This is a genomic window from Prevotella sp. AM23-5 (assembly GCF_003473645.1).
GTDB classification, from domain to species: Bacteria; Bacteroidota; Bacteroidia; order Bacteroidales; family Bacteroidaceae; genus Prevotella; species Prevotella copri_A.
In genome coordinates this window covers 57,637-76,075 of the sequence record NZ_QUCG01000004.1, presented here as the reverse complement: position 1 = coordinate 76,075, position 18,439 = coordinate 57,637, and the positions used below count along the sequence as shown (strand labels likewise).

Sequence of the window (18,439 nt, the reverse complement as noted above, 5' to 3'; positions counted from 1 at the left end):
GTTTTTAATATTTTTAATGCAAGTAAGAAAATAATCTTGATGAAAAGCACCGGGTTTGGGATATTTTTTATATCTTTGCAAGTAGATTGCATATAGATTGCATATAGTTAGTGTATCACTCTTAAACAATGATTGATTATGATTACATTTCCATGCGCCAAGATCAACCTTGGCTTAAATATAGTAAGCAAGCGCGCTGATGGTTACCACAATCTGGAAACCGTATTCTACCCTATCCCCCTGACTGATGCCTTGGAGATCAAGCTGATGGGAGAAGAATTTCCTAGCGAGGTAGCATGCGACCTGAAGATTACAGGCAATGCCGTGGATTGCGATGAACAGAAAAACCTGGTGGTGAAGGCATATAACATGCTGGCTGCCGACTTCAAGATACCCCGCATTCATACGCATCTCGTCAAGCGAATCCCATCTCAGGCAGGAATGGGTGGCGGCTCTGCGGATGCTGCCTACATGATTCGTCTGCTCGATGAGCGTTTCCGCCTGAACATCGGTATTCCTGAGATGGAGCGATATGCAGCCAAGTTGGGTGCAGACTGTGCCTACTTCATCAGTGCGGACCCGGAGAATGGAGATACAGCCTGCTATGCTGAGGGTATCGGCGATGTACTGATGCCGGTAAGCGGTCCTGGAGATAACATGAAGGGATATTACATCGTGATTGTAAAGCGTGACGACATCGCTGTAAGCACCAAGGATGCCTACGCTGCCATCACTCCTAAGAAGCCTGCGAAATGCTGCCGCGATATCGTTCGCCAGCCTATCGAGACCTGGAAGGATGAGCTTGTCAACGATTTCGAGGCGCCTATCTTTGCGATGCATCCAGAGTTAGCAGAAATCAAGCAGAAGCTCTATAATCTGGGGGCCGCATATGCAGCTATGAGCGGTAGCGGCAGTGCCATCTTCGGCATCTTCAAGCATAAGCCTGCCAACATCGAGGAGCAATTCGAAGGAATGTTCTGCAAAGTATTAAAACTGTAAAAGGAATATTCTGAAAAGGATTAATGCAATAAAAAGATCAGATTGCTCCACACGCCCTGAAAGGGCAGAAGCTCCTAGCCCAGGGCAACACCCTGGGTTAAACATATAAATAATCAAGGCGTCCTGTAAGGGCAAAAGCTTAAAACACGACACAATGAACGAAGAAACACATCAGAAACTGATGACTATCAAGCGAAGCTTTCGCTTGTTGATGAATGGTCCGGGTTCGCAATCCATGCGAGACAAGGGCTTGGGATATAAACTGAATTGGGGTGTGCCCTTCTATGAATTGAAGAAGATGGCGCAGGAATACGGCAAGGATTACGACCTCGCCATCGAACTCTGGAAGGAAGACATCCGAGAGTGCAAGATTCTTGCTACCCTCATCATGCCTGCCGACAAGATGCTGGCTGAAATCACGGATATCTGGATGGAACAGGTGCAGAGCCAGGAAATGGCTGAGATGCTTGCCTTCAATCTGCTGCAATATGTGGAATATGCGCCGGTGATTGCGTATCAATGGATTGCAAGCGATAAACCGCTGTATGAAATAGCTGGTTTCCAGCTTCTAGCCCGCCTCTTTGCGAATGGTAAGGAGCCTAACGATCGTGGAATCAATGAATTCCTGGATCAGGCTGCCGTGGCATTGCAGGGTGATAATATGGGAGTGAAGCATGCTGCCGCCAATGCCGTGATGCGCTTCTGCGATTTCGGAGAGGATTTCGAAAAGATTGCTCAGGGGGCACTCAAGGGTATCTTTGAGATATAATTTTATCTGCGTAGAATCATTCACCGGATCTCACGCGGAGTTTTTATTCATCGGATTATGCGGAGTTATCGGAAACATCCTTGCTTCTCGGATTACGCACGGATTAAACGGAAAGCGACCTATGCGGTCGAGGGAGCTGAAACCACATTTGATAGGGTCACGCAGATTTCGCAGATAACACAGATTTTTTGATTGACTCTTTTTATGTCCCACAGATTTCAGATATACACAGATTTTTGACCTAAAATCTGCGTCATCTGCGAAATCTGCGTGACTATACATCATGCAGCTCCGGTTCCTCGACCGAACAGGTCGCTTTCCGTCTAAATTCAGTGCGTAATCCGAAAAACAAGAATGTTTCCGATAACTCCGCGTATTCCGATGAAAAATATCACATAACGAAAAATATCACATGAAATACTTCTGGTATTCGTTTTCGAAATTCGGAGTGAAAACACCCTTGCCGATGTTTTCCTTGATTTCTTCCTTACTCCAGAATCTACCACCAGACAACTCTTCCTGGCTCGGCTTCACTTCACCATCATATACACAGCGATGCACATATACCAGTTCCTTTTCTCTCTGACTCTCAAAGACATAATGTCCTAAAGACTCCGGTTCGAAATCGGTGATACCCAACTCTTCCCTCACTTCACGATGAAGCGCCTGGTTTACACTCTCGCCTAAATCCACATGTCCACCACAGGCTGTATCCCATTTATCAGGCTGGATATCCTTCCATGCCGGACGGTGCTGGAGATACAGTTCCCCCTTACTATTAAATACATGCAGATGAACCACAGGATGCAGTATCTTGCATCCATCATGGGCATGACCTCGGGTGATGGCACCCAGGATATTACCCATTTCATCTACTATCGGAAATTCCTCGTTCTTATTATCTGTCATATTTATAAAGAATTAAAATAGCTCTATAGAGAATTAGAATAGCCCCACACGCCCTGAAAGGGCAGAAGCTCCTAGCCCAGGGTAACACCCTGGGTAAAGCAGCAGGTGGCAATGCGCCCTGTAAGGGCAAAAGCTTTATAAATCACCAGGAATCTGAAAGCTTTTGCCCTTACAGGGCGACTGGTTGGCAACCATGTTAACCCAGGGCGATGCCCTGGGCTAGAAGCTTCTGCCCTTTCAGGCGTGTGAGGCCATATTAGAAACAAAAAGTTTTATTTATATCATTACGTATTATATCATTACTTTCTATAAGGTTCCGTACTCCTCAGAATAGCGGAGCATCTGGTCGGTATAACTCTCCTCATAATCGAGATTTACGTCGATAGGATTACCCTCCTCATCATAGACCAACGTCATTTTAGGATTGATGAAACCCTTGTATGGAGCCAAGTTCAGCTTCTTGTATCTCGCCAAAATCTCGCGATGCAAGTCTGGATCGATATTCACGGCATACTTCTCTACCAACTGGCGTGCTGCCTCGAAATCTCCCTCGCTCTTGATTCGCTGAATCTCTGCAAGGAGTTCTCCGAAGAGATGACGGAGCTTCCCGTAATCATTCACCTTCACATAGGTGCGGGTGGTTACGATATTTCCCTCAGCATCCTTCAGGGCATCCTCGGCAGAAGCATAGCTTACTTCTTCCGTAACCAGTTCCACGGCTCCCTCAGCATGCTCCAGGGTCCACCAGGCAATGAGGGCACGGTTTCTCATGTGCGCCTCCTCTATCTTGTCACCCTCCTTGATTCGGATGGTCTGGGTGAGCAAACCGTTCATCAGATAGCTGTAATACTGCGCCTTGTAAGCTTCATCATTCGGAGTCAGCCCCAACTCAACCAACTTATGGTCAGCCACATAGTACAGACCGAAGAGATCGGCTCTCGCCTCCTCTATCGTGTTGCCATACGCCTTCAGGGCATCAGGATCGGTGCCAGGAAGAAGCTGACCGCTGCCATGTCCCAGACACTCGTGAAGGTCGGTATGCAGGTCATCGGTGATATCAGCATACTGATTCATCAGCGCCACAGTCTCCTCATCGATGACAAACTCATCTCTGAATCCGTTGCCCTGAGCCGCCTTGTTGTAGGCATCAGTCAGGTTGCCGATGGTAACGCTCTTCGAACCGTGCTCCTGACGGATCCAGTTGGCATTAGGCAGATTGATGCCGATAGCCGAAGCAGGATATCCCTCTCCGCCAAGCATCGCTGCACAGATAACATTGGCGGTAACACCCTTCACCTCCGGTTTGCGGAAACGGGGATCAACAGGCGAATGATCCTCAAACCACTGAGCATTCTTACTGATGGTCTGGGTTCGTTGGGTAGCCTCCAGGTCCTTGTATTCCACGATACCCTCCCAGGTACCTTTCAATCCCAATGGGTCGCCATATACTTCGATGAATCCGTTGATGAAATCCACCATACCTTCGTGCTGCTCTACCCAGGCAATGCTGTATCGGTCGAAATCCTCAAGATTACCGGTGCGATAGAACTTCACGAGCAGGTCGATGACATGCTTCTGTCCCTCATTTTCAGCGAATTTCTGCGCCTTGAGCAACCAGGAAACGATTTCCTTGATAGGCTCACTATAGAGTCCATCCTCCTTCCACACCAGCTCAATCATCTCGTTGTTGCGCTTGGTGAGCTTGGAATTGAGTCCGTAAGATGGTGGTGTCGGGTTAGAGGCATCCTTCAATCGGGCATAGAATTTCTCCACTTCCGTCTGAGTCACATTCTCATAGAAGTTGCAGGCAGAAGTCTTTACCAGGTCTTCGCCATCGGTCTGGTTCACTCTCTTCGGCATCACCTCCGGATCGAAGATGACTGGTACGAGCTGAGCGAGGAGATCTTCCTTGCTCTCTCCTCTCTTGAGCGGCAATTCTTCCTCAGCGATTTCCTCCATCAACTGATAGAAGAATTCCTCAGAGAATCCCGGCTTGAATTTCTCGCAGCCATAATGATGATGGATGCCGCTGGCAAACCATACGCGCTTCAGATATACTTCGAAAGCCTTGAATTCTTCGGAATCGCATACAGAAGAAGTTTCGATTTGAGTAGTAGAATCGCTTGCTGTCTCTGTGTTTTCGATAGCCTCTCCGATTATACCCTTGTAATGGCGATAGATTGCCTCCAGGGTTTTGCGAATGCGCAGGTTGTACTTTCCCTGCTGGTCGAACGTGATGTCACGTCCCATCAGGGTAGCCTTTGCCAGGCAGTAAATATACAATTTCTGATTGAGCGACAATGCATCGAATCCCTTCAGCTCGTAACGCAGCATCTGGATGTCGGCAAAGCGCTCGTGGGTGTTTACATTACAATTTGCCATGTTCTAAACCTTTATTTCTAGCGCAAAAGTACGACAATTATTTGGATTTTCAAACTTTTCTGCCAACTTTTCTTATTTTATTGAAAGAAATGTAATAAATCTCCCGTTTTTTACGTAACTTTGCAGGAATATCCAACGAAAAAGAAGAAAATATAGTTAAGAAATATGCAAATCAACGAGATATTGAAATCTTACTTCGGATACGATTCCTTCCGACCCAACCAGGAAGCCATCATCCGGGAAGTGATGCAAGGTAACGACTGTCTGGTGCTGATGCCGACGGGCGGAGGAAAGAGTCTGTGCTATCAGGTTCCGGCGCTGGCGATGGAGGGAACGGCAGTGGTCATTTCACCACTCATCAGTCTGATGCACGACCAGGTGGAAGCCCTCAAGGCGAACGGCATTCCTGCCGAAGCTCTCAACAGCGGCAACGATGTAACCGATGATCTCATCATCCGCAGGAGATGCGAGGCGGGCGAACTGAAACTGCTCTATGTTTCGCCCGAAAAACTCCTCAGCGAGATACCTTATCTGTTCAGCAACATCAAGATTTCGCTCTTCGCCGTAGATGAAGCCCACTGTATCAGCCAGTGGGGACACGATTTCCGTCCCGAGTATTCCCAGCTCGGACTCCTGCACGAGAAATTCAATGGCGTGCCGGTGATGGCGCTCACGGCTACAGCCGATAAGATTACCCGAGAAGACATCATCAACCAGCTGCATCTGAACGGACAGACCTTCGTGAGCAGTTTCGATCGTCCGAACCTCAGTCTTACCGTGCGTCAGGAAAGTACGAAGAAGGAGAAACTGAAATTCATTTACCATTTCATCGCCCGTCGCCCAGACGAGGCAGGCATCATCTACTGCCTCTCGCGCAAGAATACGGAGATGGTGGCAGAGGCTTTGCAGGAGCATGGCATACAGGCAGAAGCCTATCATGCCGGACTCTCTGCCCAACAGCGAGCCTCTGTACAGGAACGTTTCAAGATGGACCAGATAGAAGTGGTGTGCGCTACCATCGCCTTCGGAATGGGTATCGACAAGGGCAACGTGCGATGGGTGATTCACTATAACATGCCGAAGAGTATCGAGAGTTTCTATCAGGAGATAGGACGAGCCGGAAGAGACGGCGCTCCTGCCGATACTGTATTGTTCTATTCGATGGCAGATATCATCACTCTCCGTTCGTTCTGCGAAGAAAGCGGACAGAAATCGGTGAATCTGGAAAAACTGAGAAGAATGGAAGAATACGCAGAATCGAGAGTCTGCCGAAGAAGAATCCTCCTGAATTATTTCGGAGAGACTTCCAGCAAGGATTGTGGTCATTGTGATGTCTGCAACAATCCTCCACGTACCTTCGATGGTACCGTGCTTACCCAGAAGGCGCTGAGTGCCGTGGTAAGAGCGGGCGAAAAGATTGCCGTGGGTACCTGTATCGAGATATTGAGAGGTATGCAGACGCCTGCCATTACTAGAAATCACTATAATGAGTTGAAGACCTTCGGTGTGGGCAAGGATGTAAGCGTTCGCGATTGGCAGACCTATCTGCTGCAGATGCTCCAGATGGGATTCTTCGAGGTAGCGTATAATATGCATAACCAGATGAAGGTCACGCCATTGGGCTGGAAGGTTCTCAAGGGAGAACATCAGGTTTCATTGGCGATTATGGAGAACAAAGATCTGCAGAGCAGGACTCAAGGAAGAGGAGCCGGAGGAAGAGCAGGAAGAACTGGACATGGAAACAGACAGGATTCCGGCAGTCATCTTCCTTTCGGAGATCATAACATTCCAGTAGTTCATGCCGAGCGTGTGATTTTCGAGGATGAAATGGCGGGTGTAGAAGACAAGAAGCTCTTCGAGTATCTGCGTAAGATACGCAAGAATCTTGCCGATGAACAGGGCTATCCTCCATACATCGTATTATCAGATAAGAGTCTGCACGAATTAACCAAGATGAAGCCAACCACCCTCCAGGCATTCGGTCTCATCAGCGGTATCGGCGAATTCAAGATCAAGAAATATGGCGATACTTTTATCAAAGCCATCAAGAAATATACAGGTAAATAAAAAATAAGACACTGAAGTTTCGCATGTGGTTCAAGTACGGGCTGAAGGCCCAAAAGCTCCTAGCCCAGGGCATCGCCCTGGGTATAATGGCAATCAGCAAGGCGCCCTGTAAGGGCAAAAGCTTTGCATATTGCCAGGTATTTGAAAGCTTTTGCCCTTACAGGGCGACAGTTTTGCGTCCATAAACACCCAGGGCGATGCCCTGGGCTAGGAGCTTCTGCCCTTTCAGGGCGTGTGGGGGCTTTCTTGCGAAACTTGAGTAAGAAAAAAAAAGAGGTAACCTGGGCCAACAAGTTACCTCTTGATTCTGAAACAACGGCATGGAGAAGCTAATTATTCTAGCTTCCTCCCATAATATCTAACGGGGAAGCTTAGTTATTCACGCTACCTCCCACAATATCGAGCAATTCATTCGTAATGGCCTGTTGACGACTCTTGTTGTACTGAAGATTCAGTTCACGCAAGAGTTCATCGGCATTATCCGTAGCAGTCTGCATGGCAACCATACGGGCAGCATGCTCACTCGCCTGACTATCCAACAAAGCAGTGTAAACCATCAGATGAAGCTGCTTAGGAATCAATACTCCCAATACAGTCTCCAGATCCGGCTCCACGATGAAGTCATCGTTCAGAGGATGCGCCTCTGCACGCTGTCTTTCATCCTCACTAGCCTGCTTCTTGCGCAGATACTCCTGAGCCTTTGCCGTAGCCACATTCGATGTGAGGTCACGGTCGTTGTCCTCTCCTATCGCCTCTGTGCTGAGGTCGATAGGCAGGAAAGTCTTCTGGGTCAGGATCTGCGAACCGGCACTCTTGAAGTGGTGATAGATCATCTCCACCTTGTCGAGTTCACCAGCTGCATACTGCTTGGCAAGCTTGCGGGCGATGTCGGCACAAGCGCTTGAATTAGGATGATCGGCAAGATCCAAGAAGTTACCGCCAATCTTCAAACCCAGCTTCTGTGCCTTCTCAGCCACCTTTCTGCCGATAGGATATACCGTGATGTCGTCAATGCCATGAGCCTTATACTCGTCCACCGCCTGAATCATCATCTTGATGACGTTGGAATTGAATCCACCGCACAAGCTACTGTTAGAGCTATATACGATGAGAGCCACACGTTTGATTTCCTTGTGCTCCACCTGCAACTCATGGTCCACATTCGGAGTACTCACCAGGAAGCTCTTCAGGATATGCTCCAGCATATTCTCATAAGGCAGCATATTCTGGATAGCTACCTGAGCATGATGCAACTTGCTGGATGCCACCATCTTCATCGCACTCGTAATCTTACGGGTACTGTTGACGCTGGCGATGCGAGTCTTAATCTCTTTTAACGACGGCATAGGCTATTACGCTTTATATTGTCCTGCTACATTAGCCATGGTATCCTTGATCACCGCGATGCAATCGTCGGTGAGCTTACCATCAGCCAAAGTCTCGATTACGTCGGCGTGCTGGCTGCGCATAGCGTCGAGGAACTGATCCTGGCAATCGCGAACCTTGTCCATTGGCACGTCGTGCATCAATCCGTGCACACCACAATAGAGGATAGCCACCTGCTCGCCCACTGGCATAGGGCGATACTGAGGCTGAACCAGCAACTGGTCGTTCTTTCTACCACGGTCCAGTGTCATCGCTGTTACGGCATCCATATCGCTTGAGAACTTAGAGAAGGCCTCCAGCTCACGATACTGAGCCATATCAATCTTCAGGGTACCAGCCACCTTCTTCATACTCTTGATCTGGGCAGAACCACCTACACGAGATACAGAGATACCTACGTTGATAGCTGGGCGGAAGCCCTGGTTGAAGAGGTCGGTCTCCAGGAAGATCTGACCGTCGGTGATAGAAATCACGTTGGTTGGGATGTAGGCAGAAACGTCACCAGCCTGGGTCTCGATGATTGGGAGGGCTGTCAAAGAGCCACCACCCTTCACCTTGCCCTTCAGGCACTCAGGAAGGTCGTTCATCTGCTCGGCTACCTCCTGCTGGTCGTTGATACGAGCGGCACGCTCCAACAGACGAGAGTGGAGATAGAACACATCACCAGGATAAGCCTCACGTCCTGATGGACGGCGGAGGATCAGTGATACCTCACGGTAAGCCACAGCCTGCTTACTCAAGTCATCATATACTACGAGGGCTGAGTAACCACGGTCGCGGAAGTACTCACCGATAGCCGCACCGGCGAACGGTGCGTAATACTGCATGGCTGCAGGATCGGCAGCGGTAGCACTTACGATGATGGTATATGGCAGGGCGCCGTGCTCCTTCAGGTTCTGTACCAATGCTGCAACGGTAGATGCTTTCTGACCGATGGCTACATAGATACAATATACAGGCTTGCCTGCCTCATAGAAACTCTTCTGGTTGATGATGGTATCCACTGCGATGGCAGTCTTACCGGTCTGACGGTCGCCGATGATCAACTCACGCTGTCCACGACCGATAGGAATCATGGAATCCACAGCCTTCAAACCTGTCTGCAGAGGCTCCTTTACTGGCTGACGATAGATCACACCAGGAGCCTTACGATCCAGCGGCATCTCGAAAGCGCCGGTGAGATCGATATCACCCAGACCATCGATAGCCTGACCCAGAGGGTTAACGACACGACCTAAGAAGTTGTCGTTCACGCGGATAGAAGCGATACGGTGAGTACGCTTCACGCTCTGTCCCTCCTTGATGCCAGCAGTAGGACCTAAGAGGACACAACCTACATTGTCTTCCTCCAAGTTCATGACGATAGCCATCGTGCCGTTCTCGAACTCAAGAAGCTCATTAGCCTCGGCATTGCGAAGACCGTAGATACGAGCCACGCCATCGCTGACGGTAAGCACGGTACCCACCTCGTCAAACTGCTGAGAGCCATTCACCTCCTGGAGCTGCTGCTGAAGCACTTCAGACACCTCACTTGGTTTAATTTTATCTGACATTTTGTTATTTACTTTGAAATTTGAACTTTGAAATTTGAACTTGATGATTACCTTCTCATAAAGAAGTAACCCTTTCCGTTCTCTTTCCGTTTTACTTTTTGAGCTGTGTCAGAATGTTGTTGAGCTTTGTCTTCACGCTCGCATCCATTCTGTAAGTATCATACTCAAGGATGAAACCACCGATCAAATCAGGGTTCACCTCAGTCTTGAACTCCACAGTACCTTGCGTTCTCTGCTCCACCATCTTGCGCATCTTGTCCTCCGTAGAGGCGTCAACGGCAGTGGCGGTGATCAGCTTACCGCGGATGATGTTCTTCTGTTTCCTGTAAAGAGTGATATACGAAGCAGCCATGAATTGCAGGGTGCTCTCCCTATCCTCCTTCAGGACGAGTGCGATGAACTTCTTGCTCAGATCCGATGGGTTCTTACCCAGGGCTGTGGTGAGAAGCGCCTGCTTCTTGTCCTTGGAAAGCATAGGGTTGTCTATCGTAAATCTCAGTTCAGGCACGTCGATGTAGCTCATGTAGAGCGTCTGCATCTCCTGGTACACCTGATCTTCGAGCTTCATGCCGAGTGCTGCCTTGATGAGGGCACGGGCATAACGCACCGATATTACACCTATATCCATAAGCTTTACTATTTGTTGTCAGAAGAAACCTCGTCCAGCAGTCGATTTATCATATCCATCTGTGCCTTGTCGTCAGAGAGCTTAGCCTTGAGCACCTTCTCTGCAATCTGAACAGAGAGCTCGGCAACCTGTCCACGGATTTCGCGGATGGCATTCTGCTTTTCTGTCTCAATCTGCGCCTTGGCATCAGAGAGCAGACGAGCACCCTCTTCGCGAGCCTTGTCCTGTGCTTTCTCTACGATGGCATCGCGGGTATCAGCAACCTCCTTGAGGATGGCAGCCTGCTTCTCGCGAGCTTCCTGCAAGATGGATTCACCTTCTTTTTGGATATTGGCAAGCTTCTCGTTGGCTTCGTGCGCTTTCTTCAGGCTCTCGTCGATGAAGGCCTTGCGCTCAGTCACCATCTTGACGATGGCTCCGAAACCAGCCTTTCTCAAGATGACGAAGACAATCAGAAAGACGACTGTCATCCAGAAAAGCAAACCGCTATCAGGAATCAATAAATCCATATATACTGGTTAAAGTTTTACTTAAACGTTTTATTTTAACTAACTCTGGAAAAGATCACCCACCCGCCCGCAAAGAGCAGAACTGATTCCGAGAGCATCAGATATCGGGGCATTCTGCAGATTTGCGAATGAATCGCGGCGGGAAGGGTGATATTCCTTTTATTACATAACGATAGCCAAGATGGCGATGATGACTGCGAAGAACGCAACACCCTCAACCAACGCAGCTGCGATGATCATAGAAGAACGGAGATCGCCCATCTTCTCTGGCTGGCGAGCCATAGCGTCCATAGCCTGGCCACCAATACGACCAATACCAATACCTGCGCCAATAGCGGCCAAACTTGCGCCGATTGCGGCACCTAACTTTGCGAGAGCATCTGCTGCTAATAAAAGTGATAACATAATCTTATAATTTAAGTTGTTAATATTTTCTATGTTTATAATTCTATTTTACGATTTCTGGCTCAGCCTCATGAGGCTGTACATGAGCCAGCGAGATGAATACTGCACTCAGCATGGTGAATACCAATGCCTGAATGTAGCTTACCAATATTTCGAGGAGCATCATGAAGACACTCATCGCAACACTCACAATTGTCATACCCGTACCTGCCAGATAGTTGGCCAGCATATTCTCACTGATGTTGAACATAATGAAAATAATAGCCGCAAACGCAAGGGCGATAGCGTGGCCCGCCATCATGTTGGCGAAGAGTCGGATAATCAAAGCCAACGGTTTCGTGAAGATTCCGAAGAGCTCGATGAATGGCATCAGTGGTACTGGCACCTTCAACCACGTTGGTACATCCGGCCAGAAGATTTCCTTCCAGTATTCCTTCGTACCGGTGAAGTTGGTGATCAGGAATGTCGTTACACCGAAGAATGCAGTGCAGGCGATATTACCCGTCAGGTTACCACCACCCGGAGGGAATGGTACGATACCCATGATGTTGGCAACGAAGATAAAGAAGAAGCAGGTAAGCAACCATGGTGCGTACTTTGGAGCTTCCTTACCCAGTGTAGCCTTGATCACATCGTCATATACCGATATGACGAACATGTGCATCAGTCCCGTAAATCCCTTTGGTGCAGGGTCATCCACCTTGTGCTTCCTGCACCAGCTGGCTGGAATCAGGATACACAGCAACAGGATGATAGCATCGATGAAGAGCACGCAAACGGTCTTCGTGATGGAAATGTCGAGAGGACGAACCTCCTGGCCTCCCACCTTCTCTACTATCTTGTTGGGATTCGTCTGTGCATCAGCGTTCTTGATCACCAGATTGAAAGGTCCAGGACGGTCTCCATTGGCATCCTTCTCTTCCGAGAATTCGCTGCTGCAGAACACGTGCCAGCCTGTGGTGGTATTTACGATGACAGGCAGATGAATCACTACGGGATGGTCTCCCACCTTTGTGATATGCCATTCATAAGAATCCTTGATATGACCCCACAATATCTCTTTCACGTCGATTTTTTCCTTTGCCGACACCTGCATTGGCGCCAGCGTGAAGAGCAGCATCGCCATCAAGAGGAATTGTTTGAGATGTTTCATATTCTTTAATTCTTACTTTGTTTATTAATTATTTGTCTCGGAGCCGCATTAAGAGAGGCGGCTCTTTTTCTCTACCCGAGCGAAGTAGATGCAGTCGAACACGAGAAGCATGACATAGAACAGGGCGAAGATGACGGTGAATCCCAGGATGTTCTGCTTGTCGCATGTCAGCACGTAGATGAGGAACACCAGGGTGCCGGCTACCATCTTGATGACCAGTGCCGCCAGGTAGAACTTGGCGAGATTGGCGGGAGATGATTTAGCCACAGCCTTCCAGGCTTCGCCATAAGCAGTACTTGCAACGAGCGAGAATATCGCACTAACTATCAGCGGGTTAACCACCCGTGGCAGAATATCATCGCATAAGGCAGAAACCCTACAGGCGAAGAGGATGGCAAGAGCCATGAGAGCTGTGAGCCACAGGGAAATCTGCTTGTACTTGATACCTGCCTGCCTGATAGCCTGCAAGCGCATCTTTTCATCTTTTTCCATGATCTGTCTTGTCAATATTGAGAATTATGAATTCTTAATTTTATACTTCTACGCAGAGGCTTACTTCGTTTTTCTTACATTCCACGAATCCGCCCTTGATGTTCATTGCCTGCTTGCCTTCCCTGGTGGTGTATTCCACCTTGCCCACTTCGAGCGAAGAGATGATTGGCGCGTGATCCTTGAGAATCTCGAACGAGCCGAGGGTTCCCGGAACCAGTACGCTCTCTACCTCACCCTGGAAGACTACTTTCTCAGGAGATACTATCTTTAGCTGTAACATAAGCCGTGGATTTAAAGATTACGCCTGTGCTGCTGCGAGCAACTGCTTAGCCTTCTCCTTCGCATCCTCAATAGTACCTACGTTGAGGAATGCCTGCTCTGGCAGGTCATCCACCTCGCCGTCGAGGATGGCGTTGAAGCCCTTGATAGTCTCTTCGATAGGTACCATCACACCCTTCAGACCGGTGAACTGCTCTGCTACGGTGAATGGCTGACTCAGGAAACGCTGTACACGGCGTGCACGGTTCACGGTCAACTTATCCTCATCAGAAAGCTCATCCATACCGAGGATGGCGATGATATCCTGCAACTCGTTGTAACGCTGCAGCAACTGCTTTACTCGCTGTGCACAGTCGTAGTGAGCCTTGCCCACGATCAGTGGGTCGAGGATACGAGAGGTAGAACCCAGTGGATCTACGGCAGGATAGATACCCAGAGATGCAATCTTACGCGAAAGCTCTGTGGTGGCATCCAGGTGAGTAAAGGTGGTGGCTGGAGCAGGGTCGGTCAAGTCGTCGGCAGGCACATAAACAGCCTGTACTGAGGTGATGGAACCATTCTTGGTAGAAGTGATTCGCTCCTGCATGGCACCCATCTCAGAAGCCAGTGTTGGCTGATAACCTACGGCTGATGGCATACGGCCCAAGAGCGCAGATACCTCAGAACCAGCCTGGGTGAAACGGAAGATGTTATCGATGAAGAACATGATGTCGGCAGCCTCACCGTTCTTGCCTCCGTGGTCACGGAACTCCTCGGCAACAGTCAAACCTGAAAGCGCTACTGAAGCACGTGCCCCAGGTGGCTCGTTCATCTGACCATACACCAGGGTAGCCTGACTCTTGGCAAGCTCCTCAGGGTCAACGAGTGAGAGGTCCCACTTACCTTCGTCCATAGCTTTACGGAACTTCTCGCCATACTTGATAACGCCAGACTCGAGCATGTCTCGAATCAAGTCGTTACCCTCACGAGTACGCTCACCTACACCAGCGAATACAGAGTAGCCGTTGTGTCCCTTGGCAATGTTGTTGATCAACTCCATGATGAGCACCGTCTTACCTACACCGGCACCTCCGAAAAGACCAATCTTACCACCCTTCATGTAAGGCTCGAGCAGGTCGATCACCTTGATACCGGTGGCAAGCATCTCCTTGTGCGTAGAGAGCTCGTCAAACTTCGGAGCCTCGCGGTGGATAGGATAAGCACCCTTCATGTCCAATTCGTTCATACCATCAATAGGCTGTCCGATTACATTCATCATACGGCCCTTGATCTGCTCTCCGGCAGGCATCATGATTGGGTTGCCTGTTACGGCAACTTCCAAGCCACGCTGCAAGCCGTCGGTATTGTCCATGGCGACACAGCGAACTGTATCCTCACCGATGTGCTGCTGCACCTCGATGACCAGGTCGCGTCCGTCTGGGCGTTTCACCTTCAGAGCTTCGTGAATTTTAGGAAGCACCTTCTCAGGGTTCTCGCCCTTGGTATCGAAATATACGTCGATAACCGGACCGATAATCTGCGAGATGCGTCCACTTACTTGTGACATAAGCTTATTAGTTTAAAAATTTATTTTTTAATATTTATATTTCGTTCTTTTAGTATCCGAGGTTCGTGATATCGGGAATTGGAGCCCGAATCACGAATTTCGTTATACGCCTGCAAAAGTAACAACAATTTACGGAAGCCGCAAATTTTTCGGAAGTTTTATTTGTATTTTGCTCCGTTTTAAAACTTTTTTAGTTCCGTTTAAACCATTTTTACTTTTCATTCATTTCCTATAAGTAATGCCGATAGCAGCATTGAATATCGAAATGCGATGCAAGGAGAAGCAGATTAGATGCTCAACTCATCCAATACCTTGATCAGCTTGCGGTCGAATGGCTTGTCTGAACGGATGGCCTCTGAAAGTGGCACGTAAACCACCTCATTGTTGCGCACACCGATCATCACGTTGCGCTGACCCTGCATGATAGCCTCGATGGCACCGCAACCGGTACGGCTGGCGAGGATACGGTCGCGGGCTGATGGGCGACCACCACGCTGCAGGTGACCGAGGATAGATACACGTACGTCGAACTCAGGGAACTCCTTGCGTACACGGTCGGCATAGTAGAGCGCACCGCACTTAGGACTCTCAGACACGATGACGATACAGCTCTTCTTAGACTTGCGGATACCGCGCTCCATGAACTGAGCCAACTGGTCAACATCGGTAGAATCCTCTGGGATGATGGCAGCCTCTGCACCGCTGGCGATGGCAGAATTCTGTGCCAGGAATCCGGCATCACGGCCCATTACCTCGATGAAGAAGATACGCTCGTGGCTCTGCGCAGTATCACGGATACGGTCCACGCACTCTACGATGGTGTTCATGGTTGTATCGTAACCGATGGTGTTGTCAGTGCCATAGAGGTCATTGTCGATGGTACCAGGCAGACCGATGCAGCAGATGTCAAACTCGCGTGCGAAGTTCATCGCACCGGTGAGCGAACCGTTACCGCCGATTACTACCAAAGCATCGATTTCCTCTTTCTGAATATTCTCGAAAGCCTTCTGGCGACCTTCCTCGGTCATGAATTCCTTGGAACGTGCAGTCTTCAGCATCGTACCTCCGGTACCGATGATACCGCTCACGTTCTCAGTAGTGAAAGGCTTGATCTCGTCGTTGATCAGTCCATCATAACCACGATAGATACCCTTCACGTTGAATCCGTTGTAGATAGCCGAACGGGTCACTGCACGGATTGCTGCGTTCATACCAGGAGCATCACCTCCAGATGTCAAAATACCTATAGTCTTAATCTTTGCCATAACTATATATACCTTATTATATTATATATTAGTGATACATTAATAAAAAAAATATGCTTTCTGTTGGTTCCGGGATGCGTGTTACATCCCCTTTTCTTCTTTAGAACTTTCTGAATCTCTTTCGTCGTCTGATTCTTCCTGAATTTCTTTCGTCTGATTCTTCTTTTTGAATCTTCTGAATCTGTTTCATCGTCTGATTCTTCTTTTTGAATCTCCTGAATTTCTTTCGTCTGATTCTTCTTTTTGAATCTCCTGAATCTCTTCCGTTTTCAGATTCTTTCTTTTCTTCTTCAGATATGGTTGTTTAAATCATTAAGTAAACGGCTCTTCCCATCAGGGTGTGCGAGAGCCAGAGGATAACGAGGCCAGCCACGCCACCCACGAGGGTCTTCCATCCGATATTGCGGAAGAACCAGCCCATGCGCATGTGCTCCATCTTCATCAGGGCGAGACCGCTGATGGTACCGATGCCCAGCACATTGCCTCCTGCCATTACGCAGTAAGCGATTACCTGCCAGTAGAGACCGTTGGTATTATATACCGAATCCATGGCATAGGTAGGATCGCCCAATCCCATCACATCGTGCAATGAGAAGAAGTTCATGGCGGTGGCAAAGTTGTCGAGTACCGTACTCAGCACTCCGGCAGCCACACCATGCAGCCATACATTAGGGTGCTCCTCGCTGGTTCCCATCCAGCTGGAGAGGTCATAGAAGGCACCTGTCTCCTTCACCACGCCCACGGCGAGAATCATTCCCATCACGAAGAGAATCATCTGAATCACACCGTATTGCAGCACTCTAGGGGTACGACGCTCCACCATCGCATCCATGTTCATGAGCTTGCGATTGAAGATCTCGTTCACGATCCAGAGTACGCTGAGCACGCACAGGGCGCCCAGGAACGGGCTGAGCTTGGTGATGTTATGGAAGGTAGGGATAAACCACAGACCGCCGATTCCCACGAGGAGCATCAGCAATCTCTGCCACTTGTTCAGGCGGGTATCATCGCCACGGAAAGGCATCACAATCCACTCTGTCTCAACTCTTTCGGGCAGCATACGCTGCATCAGCAGGGTTGGAATCAACCACGCTGCAAGACAAGGGAGGAGTAATGAAAAGGAGAAAACGGTGGCTGTAACAGCCCCTGAATTCCAGAGTACCAGACCTTCCGGGTTACCAATCACGGTGAGCGCACCGCCACAGTTGGCAGCTACGAGGATGGCGCTTCCATACACCATTCTCTGTCTTCTGCTCGGGATGATGCCATGCATCATGGTGAGCATCATCACGGTGGTAGTGAGGTTATCGAGATTGATGGAAATCAGGAATGTAACGATGGCGAGTGTCCACAGCATCTTCTTGCTGCTGCGTGTGCGAAGCAACTGGCGCACGAAGTCGAAGCAGCCGTTATTGTTGAGGATTTCTACGATCGTCATCGTAGCGAGCAGGAACATCACGATCTCCGCTGCCCTACCCACCTGTGGGAGGAAGATGTTTCGAGAGATGAAGTACTTGACGGAAGTACTGGTTGATTCCATTTCGCTGAAATTGAGGAAGCGGGTATAATCCGCTGAATGTTCGCTAGTTACAAAGTCCATACCGAAGCATATATACAGCACCCATCCCACCGTTCCGGCGAAGATAGCCACGGCAGCACGGTTTACTTTGGTCACGTTCTCAGTTGCAATGAGCACGCAGGCCAGGATCAGTATGGTTAAAATGACTAGTGTCATATCTACTCAATCGTTAGTTCATATTTTCATAATCAAGGGCAAAGGTAACAAAATATTTGCAATAACCATCATTTCCGCGTTTTTTTTTAATGAATTTAACGCAAAATTCATGCAACTGAAATTTTCGGAGCCGAATGACAGCACGCCCTGATAGAACTGATGCTCCAATATAAACAGTACGCCCTGATAGAACTGATGCTCCAATATAAACAGCATGCCCTGATAGAACTGATGCTCCAATATAAACAGTACGCCCTGAAAGGGCAGAAGCTCCTAGCCCAGGGCACCACCCTGGGTTATTAATGGATGCAAGCCTGTCGCCCTGTAAGGGCAAAAGCTTTCCCCCAAGCAAAAAAAACACC

Annotated in this window: 17 protein-coding genes; 4 read left to right on the top strand and 13 right to left on the bottom strand. The window is 48.9% G+C overall.

Annotation, left to right across the window (positions count from 1 at the left end):
* Positions 1–138: 138 nt before the first annotated feature.
* Both ispE and DW657_RS02265 read left to right on the top strand, forming a co-directional pair.
* Positions 139–999 (top strand): 4-(cytidine 5'-diphospho)-2-C-methyl-D-erythritol kinase, encoded by an 861-nt coding sequence (ispE, locus tag DW657_RS02270; RefSeq protein ID WP_118311256.1) that lies wholly within the window; start codon positions 139–141, stop codon positions 997–999.
* 154 nt (positions 1,000–1,153) lie between these two features.
* On the top strand, positions 1,154–1,768 hold the full coding sequence (locus DW657_RS02265; protein ID WP_118311255.1) for a DNA alkylation repair protein: 615 nt from the start codon (positions 1,154–1,156) through the stop codon (positions 1,766–1,768).
* Between the two features lie 408 nt (positions 1,769–2,176).
* Here DW657_RS02265 and DW657_RS02260 read toward each other — a convergent pair whose 3' ends face one another.
* Positions 2,177–2,677, bottom strand: coding sequence for an NUDIX domain-containing protein (locus DW657_RS02260; RefSeq protein WP_118311254.1), 501 nt, complete (start codon positions 2,675–2,677; stop codon positions 2,177–2,179).
* 306 nt (positions 2,678–2,983) lie between these two features.
* Positions 2,984–5,059, bottom strand: coding sequence for a dihydrofolate reductase (locus tag DW657_RS02255; RefSeq protein WP_118311253.1), 2,076 nt, complete (start codon positions 5,057–5,059; stop codon positions 2,984–2,986).
* A 165-nt stretch (positions 5,060–5,224) separates the two neighbouring features.
* Between DW657_RS02255 and recQ the strand changes: the two genes are divergently transcribed.
* Positions 5,225–7,126: a DNA helicase RecQ gene (gene recQ, locus DW657_RS02250; protein WP_118311252.1), complete on the top strand. Its 1,902-nt coding sequence runs from the start codon at positions 5,225–5,227 to the stop codon at positions 7,124–7,126.
* Between the two features lie 371 nt (positions 7,127–7,497).
* On the opposite strand, the gene DW657_RS02245 is transcribed toward recQ, so the two are convergent.
* The 11 genes from DW657_RS02245 to DW657_RS02195 form a co-directional block, all read right to left on the bottom strand.
* Positions 7,498–8,472, bottom strand: coding sequence for a F0F1 ATP synthase subunit gamma (locus tag DW657_RS02245; RefSeq protein ID WP_089543449.1), 975 nt, complete (start codon positions 8,470–8,472; stop codon positions 7,498–7,500).
* 6 nt (positions 8,473–8,478) lie between these two features.
* Positions 8,479–10,065, bottom strand: coding sequence for a F0F1 ATP synthase subunit alpha (gene atpA, locus DW657_RS02240; RefSeq protein WP_117663061.1), 1,587 nt, complete (start codon positions 10,063–10,065; stop codon positions 8,479–8,481).
* 91 nt (positions 10,066–10,156) lie between these two features.
* Positions 10,157–10,693 carry a F0F1 ATP synthase subunit delta gene (locus tag DW657_RS02235; protein ID WP_118311251.1) on the bottom strand — a complete coding sequence of 179 codons (537 nt, stop codon included), beginning with the start codon at positions 10,691–10,693 and terminating at the stop codon, positions 10,157–10,159.
* A gap of 8 nt (positions 10,694–10,701) precedes the next feature.
* Complete coding sequence (gene atpF, locus DW657_RS02230) at positions 10,702–11,202, bottom strand: F0F1 ATP synthase subunit B (protein WP_118311250.1); 501 nt, start codon at positions 11,200–11,202, stop codon at positions 10,702–10,704.
* A 162-nt stretch (positions 11,203–11,364) separates the two neighbouring features.
* Positions 11,365–11,607, bottom strand: coding sequence for an ATP synthase F0 subunit C (atpE, locus tag DW657_RS02225; protein WP_022253225.1), 243 nt, complete (start codon positions 11,605–11,607; stop codon positions 11,365–11,367).
* Between the two features lie 43 nt (positions 11,608–11,650).
* Complete coding sequence (gene atpB / locus DW657_RS02220; RefSeq protein ID WP_118311249.1) at positions 11,651–12,760, bottom strand: F0F1 ATP synthase subunit A; 1,110 nt, start codon at positions 12,758–12,760, stop codon at positions 11,651–11,653.
* Between the two features lie 48 nt (positions 12,761–12,808).
* Positions 12,809–13,252 (bottom strand): hypothetical protein, encoded by a 444-nt coding sequence (locus tag DW657_RS02215; protein ID WP_117663055.1) that lies wholly within the window; start codon positions 13,250–13,252, stop codon positions 12,809–12,811.
* 40 nt (positions 13,253–13,292) lie between these two features.
* Positions 13,293–13,532 carry an ATP synthase F1 subunit epsilon gene (gene atpC, locus DW657_RS02210; protein ID WP_089543455.1) on the bottom strand — a complete coding sequence of 80 codons (240 nt, stop codon included), beginning with the start codon at positions 13,530–13,532 and terminating at the stop codon, positions 13,293–13,295.
* A gap of 18 nt (positions 13,533–13,550) precedes the next feature.
* A complete protein-coding gene (gene atpD, locus DW657_RS02205) occupies positions 13,551–15,077 on the bottom strand; it encodes a F0F1 ATP synthase subunit beta (protein WP_118311248.1) in 1,527 nt (508 codons plus the stop codon).
* A 287-nt stretch (positions 15,078–15,364) separates the two neighbouring features.
* Complete coding sequence (gene pfkA / locus DW657_RS02200; protein WP_117663051.1) at positions 15,365–16,342, bottom strand: 6-phosphofructokinase; 978 nt, start codon at positions 16,340–16,342, stop codon at positions 15,365–15,367.
* 304 nt (positions 16,343–16,646) lie between these two features.
* Positions 16,647–18,077, bottom strand: coding sequence for an SLC13 family permease (locus DW657_RS02195; RefSeq protein WP_118311247.1), 1,431 nt, complete (start codon positions 18,075–18,077; stop codon positions 16,647–16,649).
* Positions 18,078–18,236: 159 nt separating this feature from the next.
* On the opposite strand from DW657_RS02195, the gene DW657_RS17620 reads away from it, so the two are divergent.
* Positions 18,237–18,380, top strand: a complete 144-nt coding sequence (locus DW657_RS17620; protein WP_158577303.1) for a hypothetical protein — start codon at positions 18,237–18,239, stop codon at positions 18,378–18,380.
* The last annotated feature ends 59 nt before the right edge of the window (positions 18,381–18,439 follow it).

Coding starts and splice junctions, on each gene's coding strand:
- DW657_RS02245 (WP_089543449.1), bottom strand. CDS start 8,472: ATGCCGTCGTTAAAAGAGATTAAGACTCGCATCGCCAGCGTCAACAGT.
- atpA (WP_117663061.1), bottom strand. CDS start 10,065: ATGTCAGATAAAATTAAACCAAGTGAGGTGTCTGAAGTGCTTCAGCAG.
- DW657_RS02255 (WP_118311253.1), bottom strand. CDS start 5,059: ATGGCAAATTGTAATGTAAACACCCACGAGCGCTTTGCCGACATCCAG.
- DW657_RS02215 (WP_117663055.1), bottom strand. CDS start 13,252: ATGGAAAAAGATGAAAAGATGCGCTTGCAGGCTATCAGGCAGGCAGGT.
- DW657_RS02260 (WP_118311254.1), bottom strand. CDS start 2,677: ATGACAGATAATAAGAACGAGGAATTTCCGATAGTAGATGAAATGGGT.
- DW657_RS02235 (WP_118311251.1), bottom strand. CDS start 10,693: ATGGATATAGGTGTAATATCGGTGCGTTATGCCCGTGCCCTCATCAAG.
- atpE (WP_022253225.1), bottom strand. CDS start 11,607: ATGTTATCACTTTTATTAGCAGCAGATGCTCTCGCAAAGTTAGGTGCC.
- recQ (WP_118311252.1), top strand. CDS start 5,225: ATGCAAATCAACGAGATATTGAAATCTTACTTCGGATACGATTCCTTC.
- DW657_RS17620 (WP_158577303.1), top strand. CDS start 18,237: ATGCTCCAATATAAACAGTACGCCCTGATAGAACTGATGCTCCAATAT.
- pfkA (WP_117663051.1), bottom strand. CDS start 16,342: ATGGCAAAGATTAAGACTATAGGTATTTTGACATCTGGAGGTGATGCT.
- ispE (WP_118311256.1), top strand. CDS start 139: ATGATTACATTTCCATGCGCCAAGATCAACCTTGGCTTAAATATAGTA.
- atpF (WP_118311250.1), bottom strand. CDS start 11,202: ATGGATTTATTGATTCCTGATAGCGGTTTGCTTTTCTGGATGACAGTC.
- atpB (WP_118311249.1), bottom strand. CDS start 12,760: ATGAAACATCTCAAACAATTCCTCTTGATGGCGATGCTGCTCTTCACG.
- DW657_RS02265 (WP_118311255.1), top strand. CDS start 1,154: ATGAACGAAGAAACACATCAGAAACTGATGACTATCAAGCGAAGCTTT.
- atpC (WP_089543455.1), bottom strand. CDS start 13,532: ATGTTACAGCTAAAGATAGTATCTCCTGAGAAAGTAGTCTTCCAGGGT.
- atpD (WP_118311248.1), bottom strand. CDS start 15,077: ATGTCACAAGTAAGTGGACGCATCTCGCAGATTATCGGTCCGGTTATC.
- DW657_RS02195 (WP_118311247.1), bottom strand. CDS start 18,077: ATGACACTAGTCATTTTAACCATACTGATCCTGGCCTGCGTGCTCATT.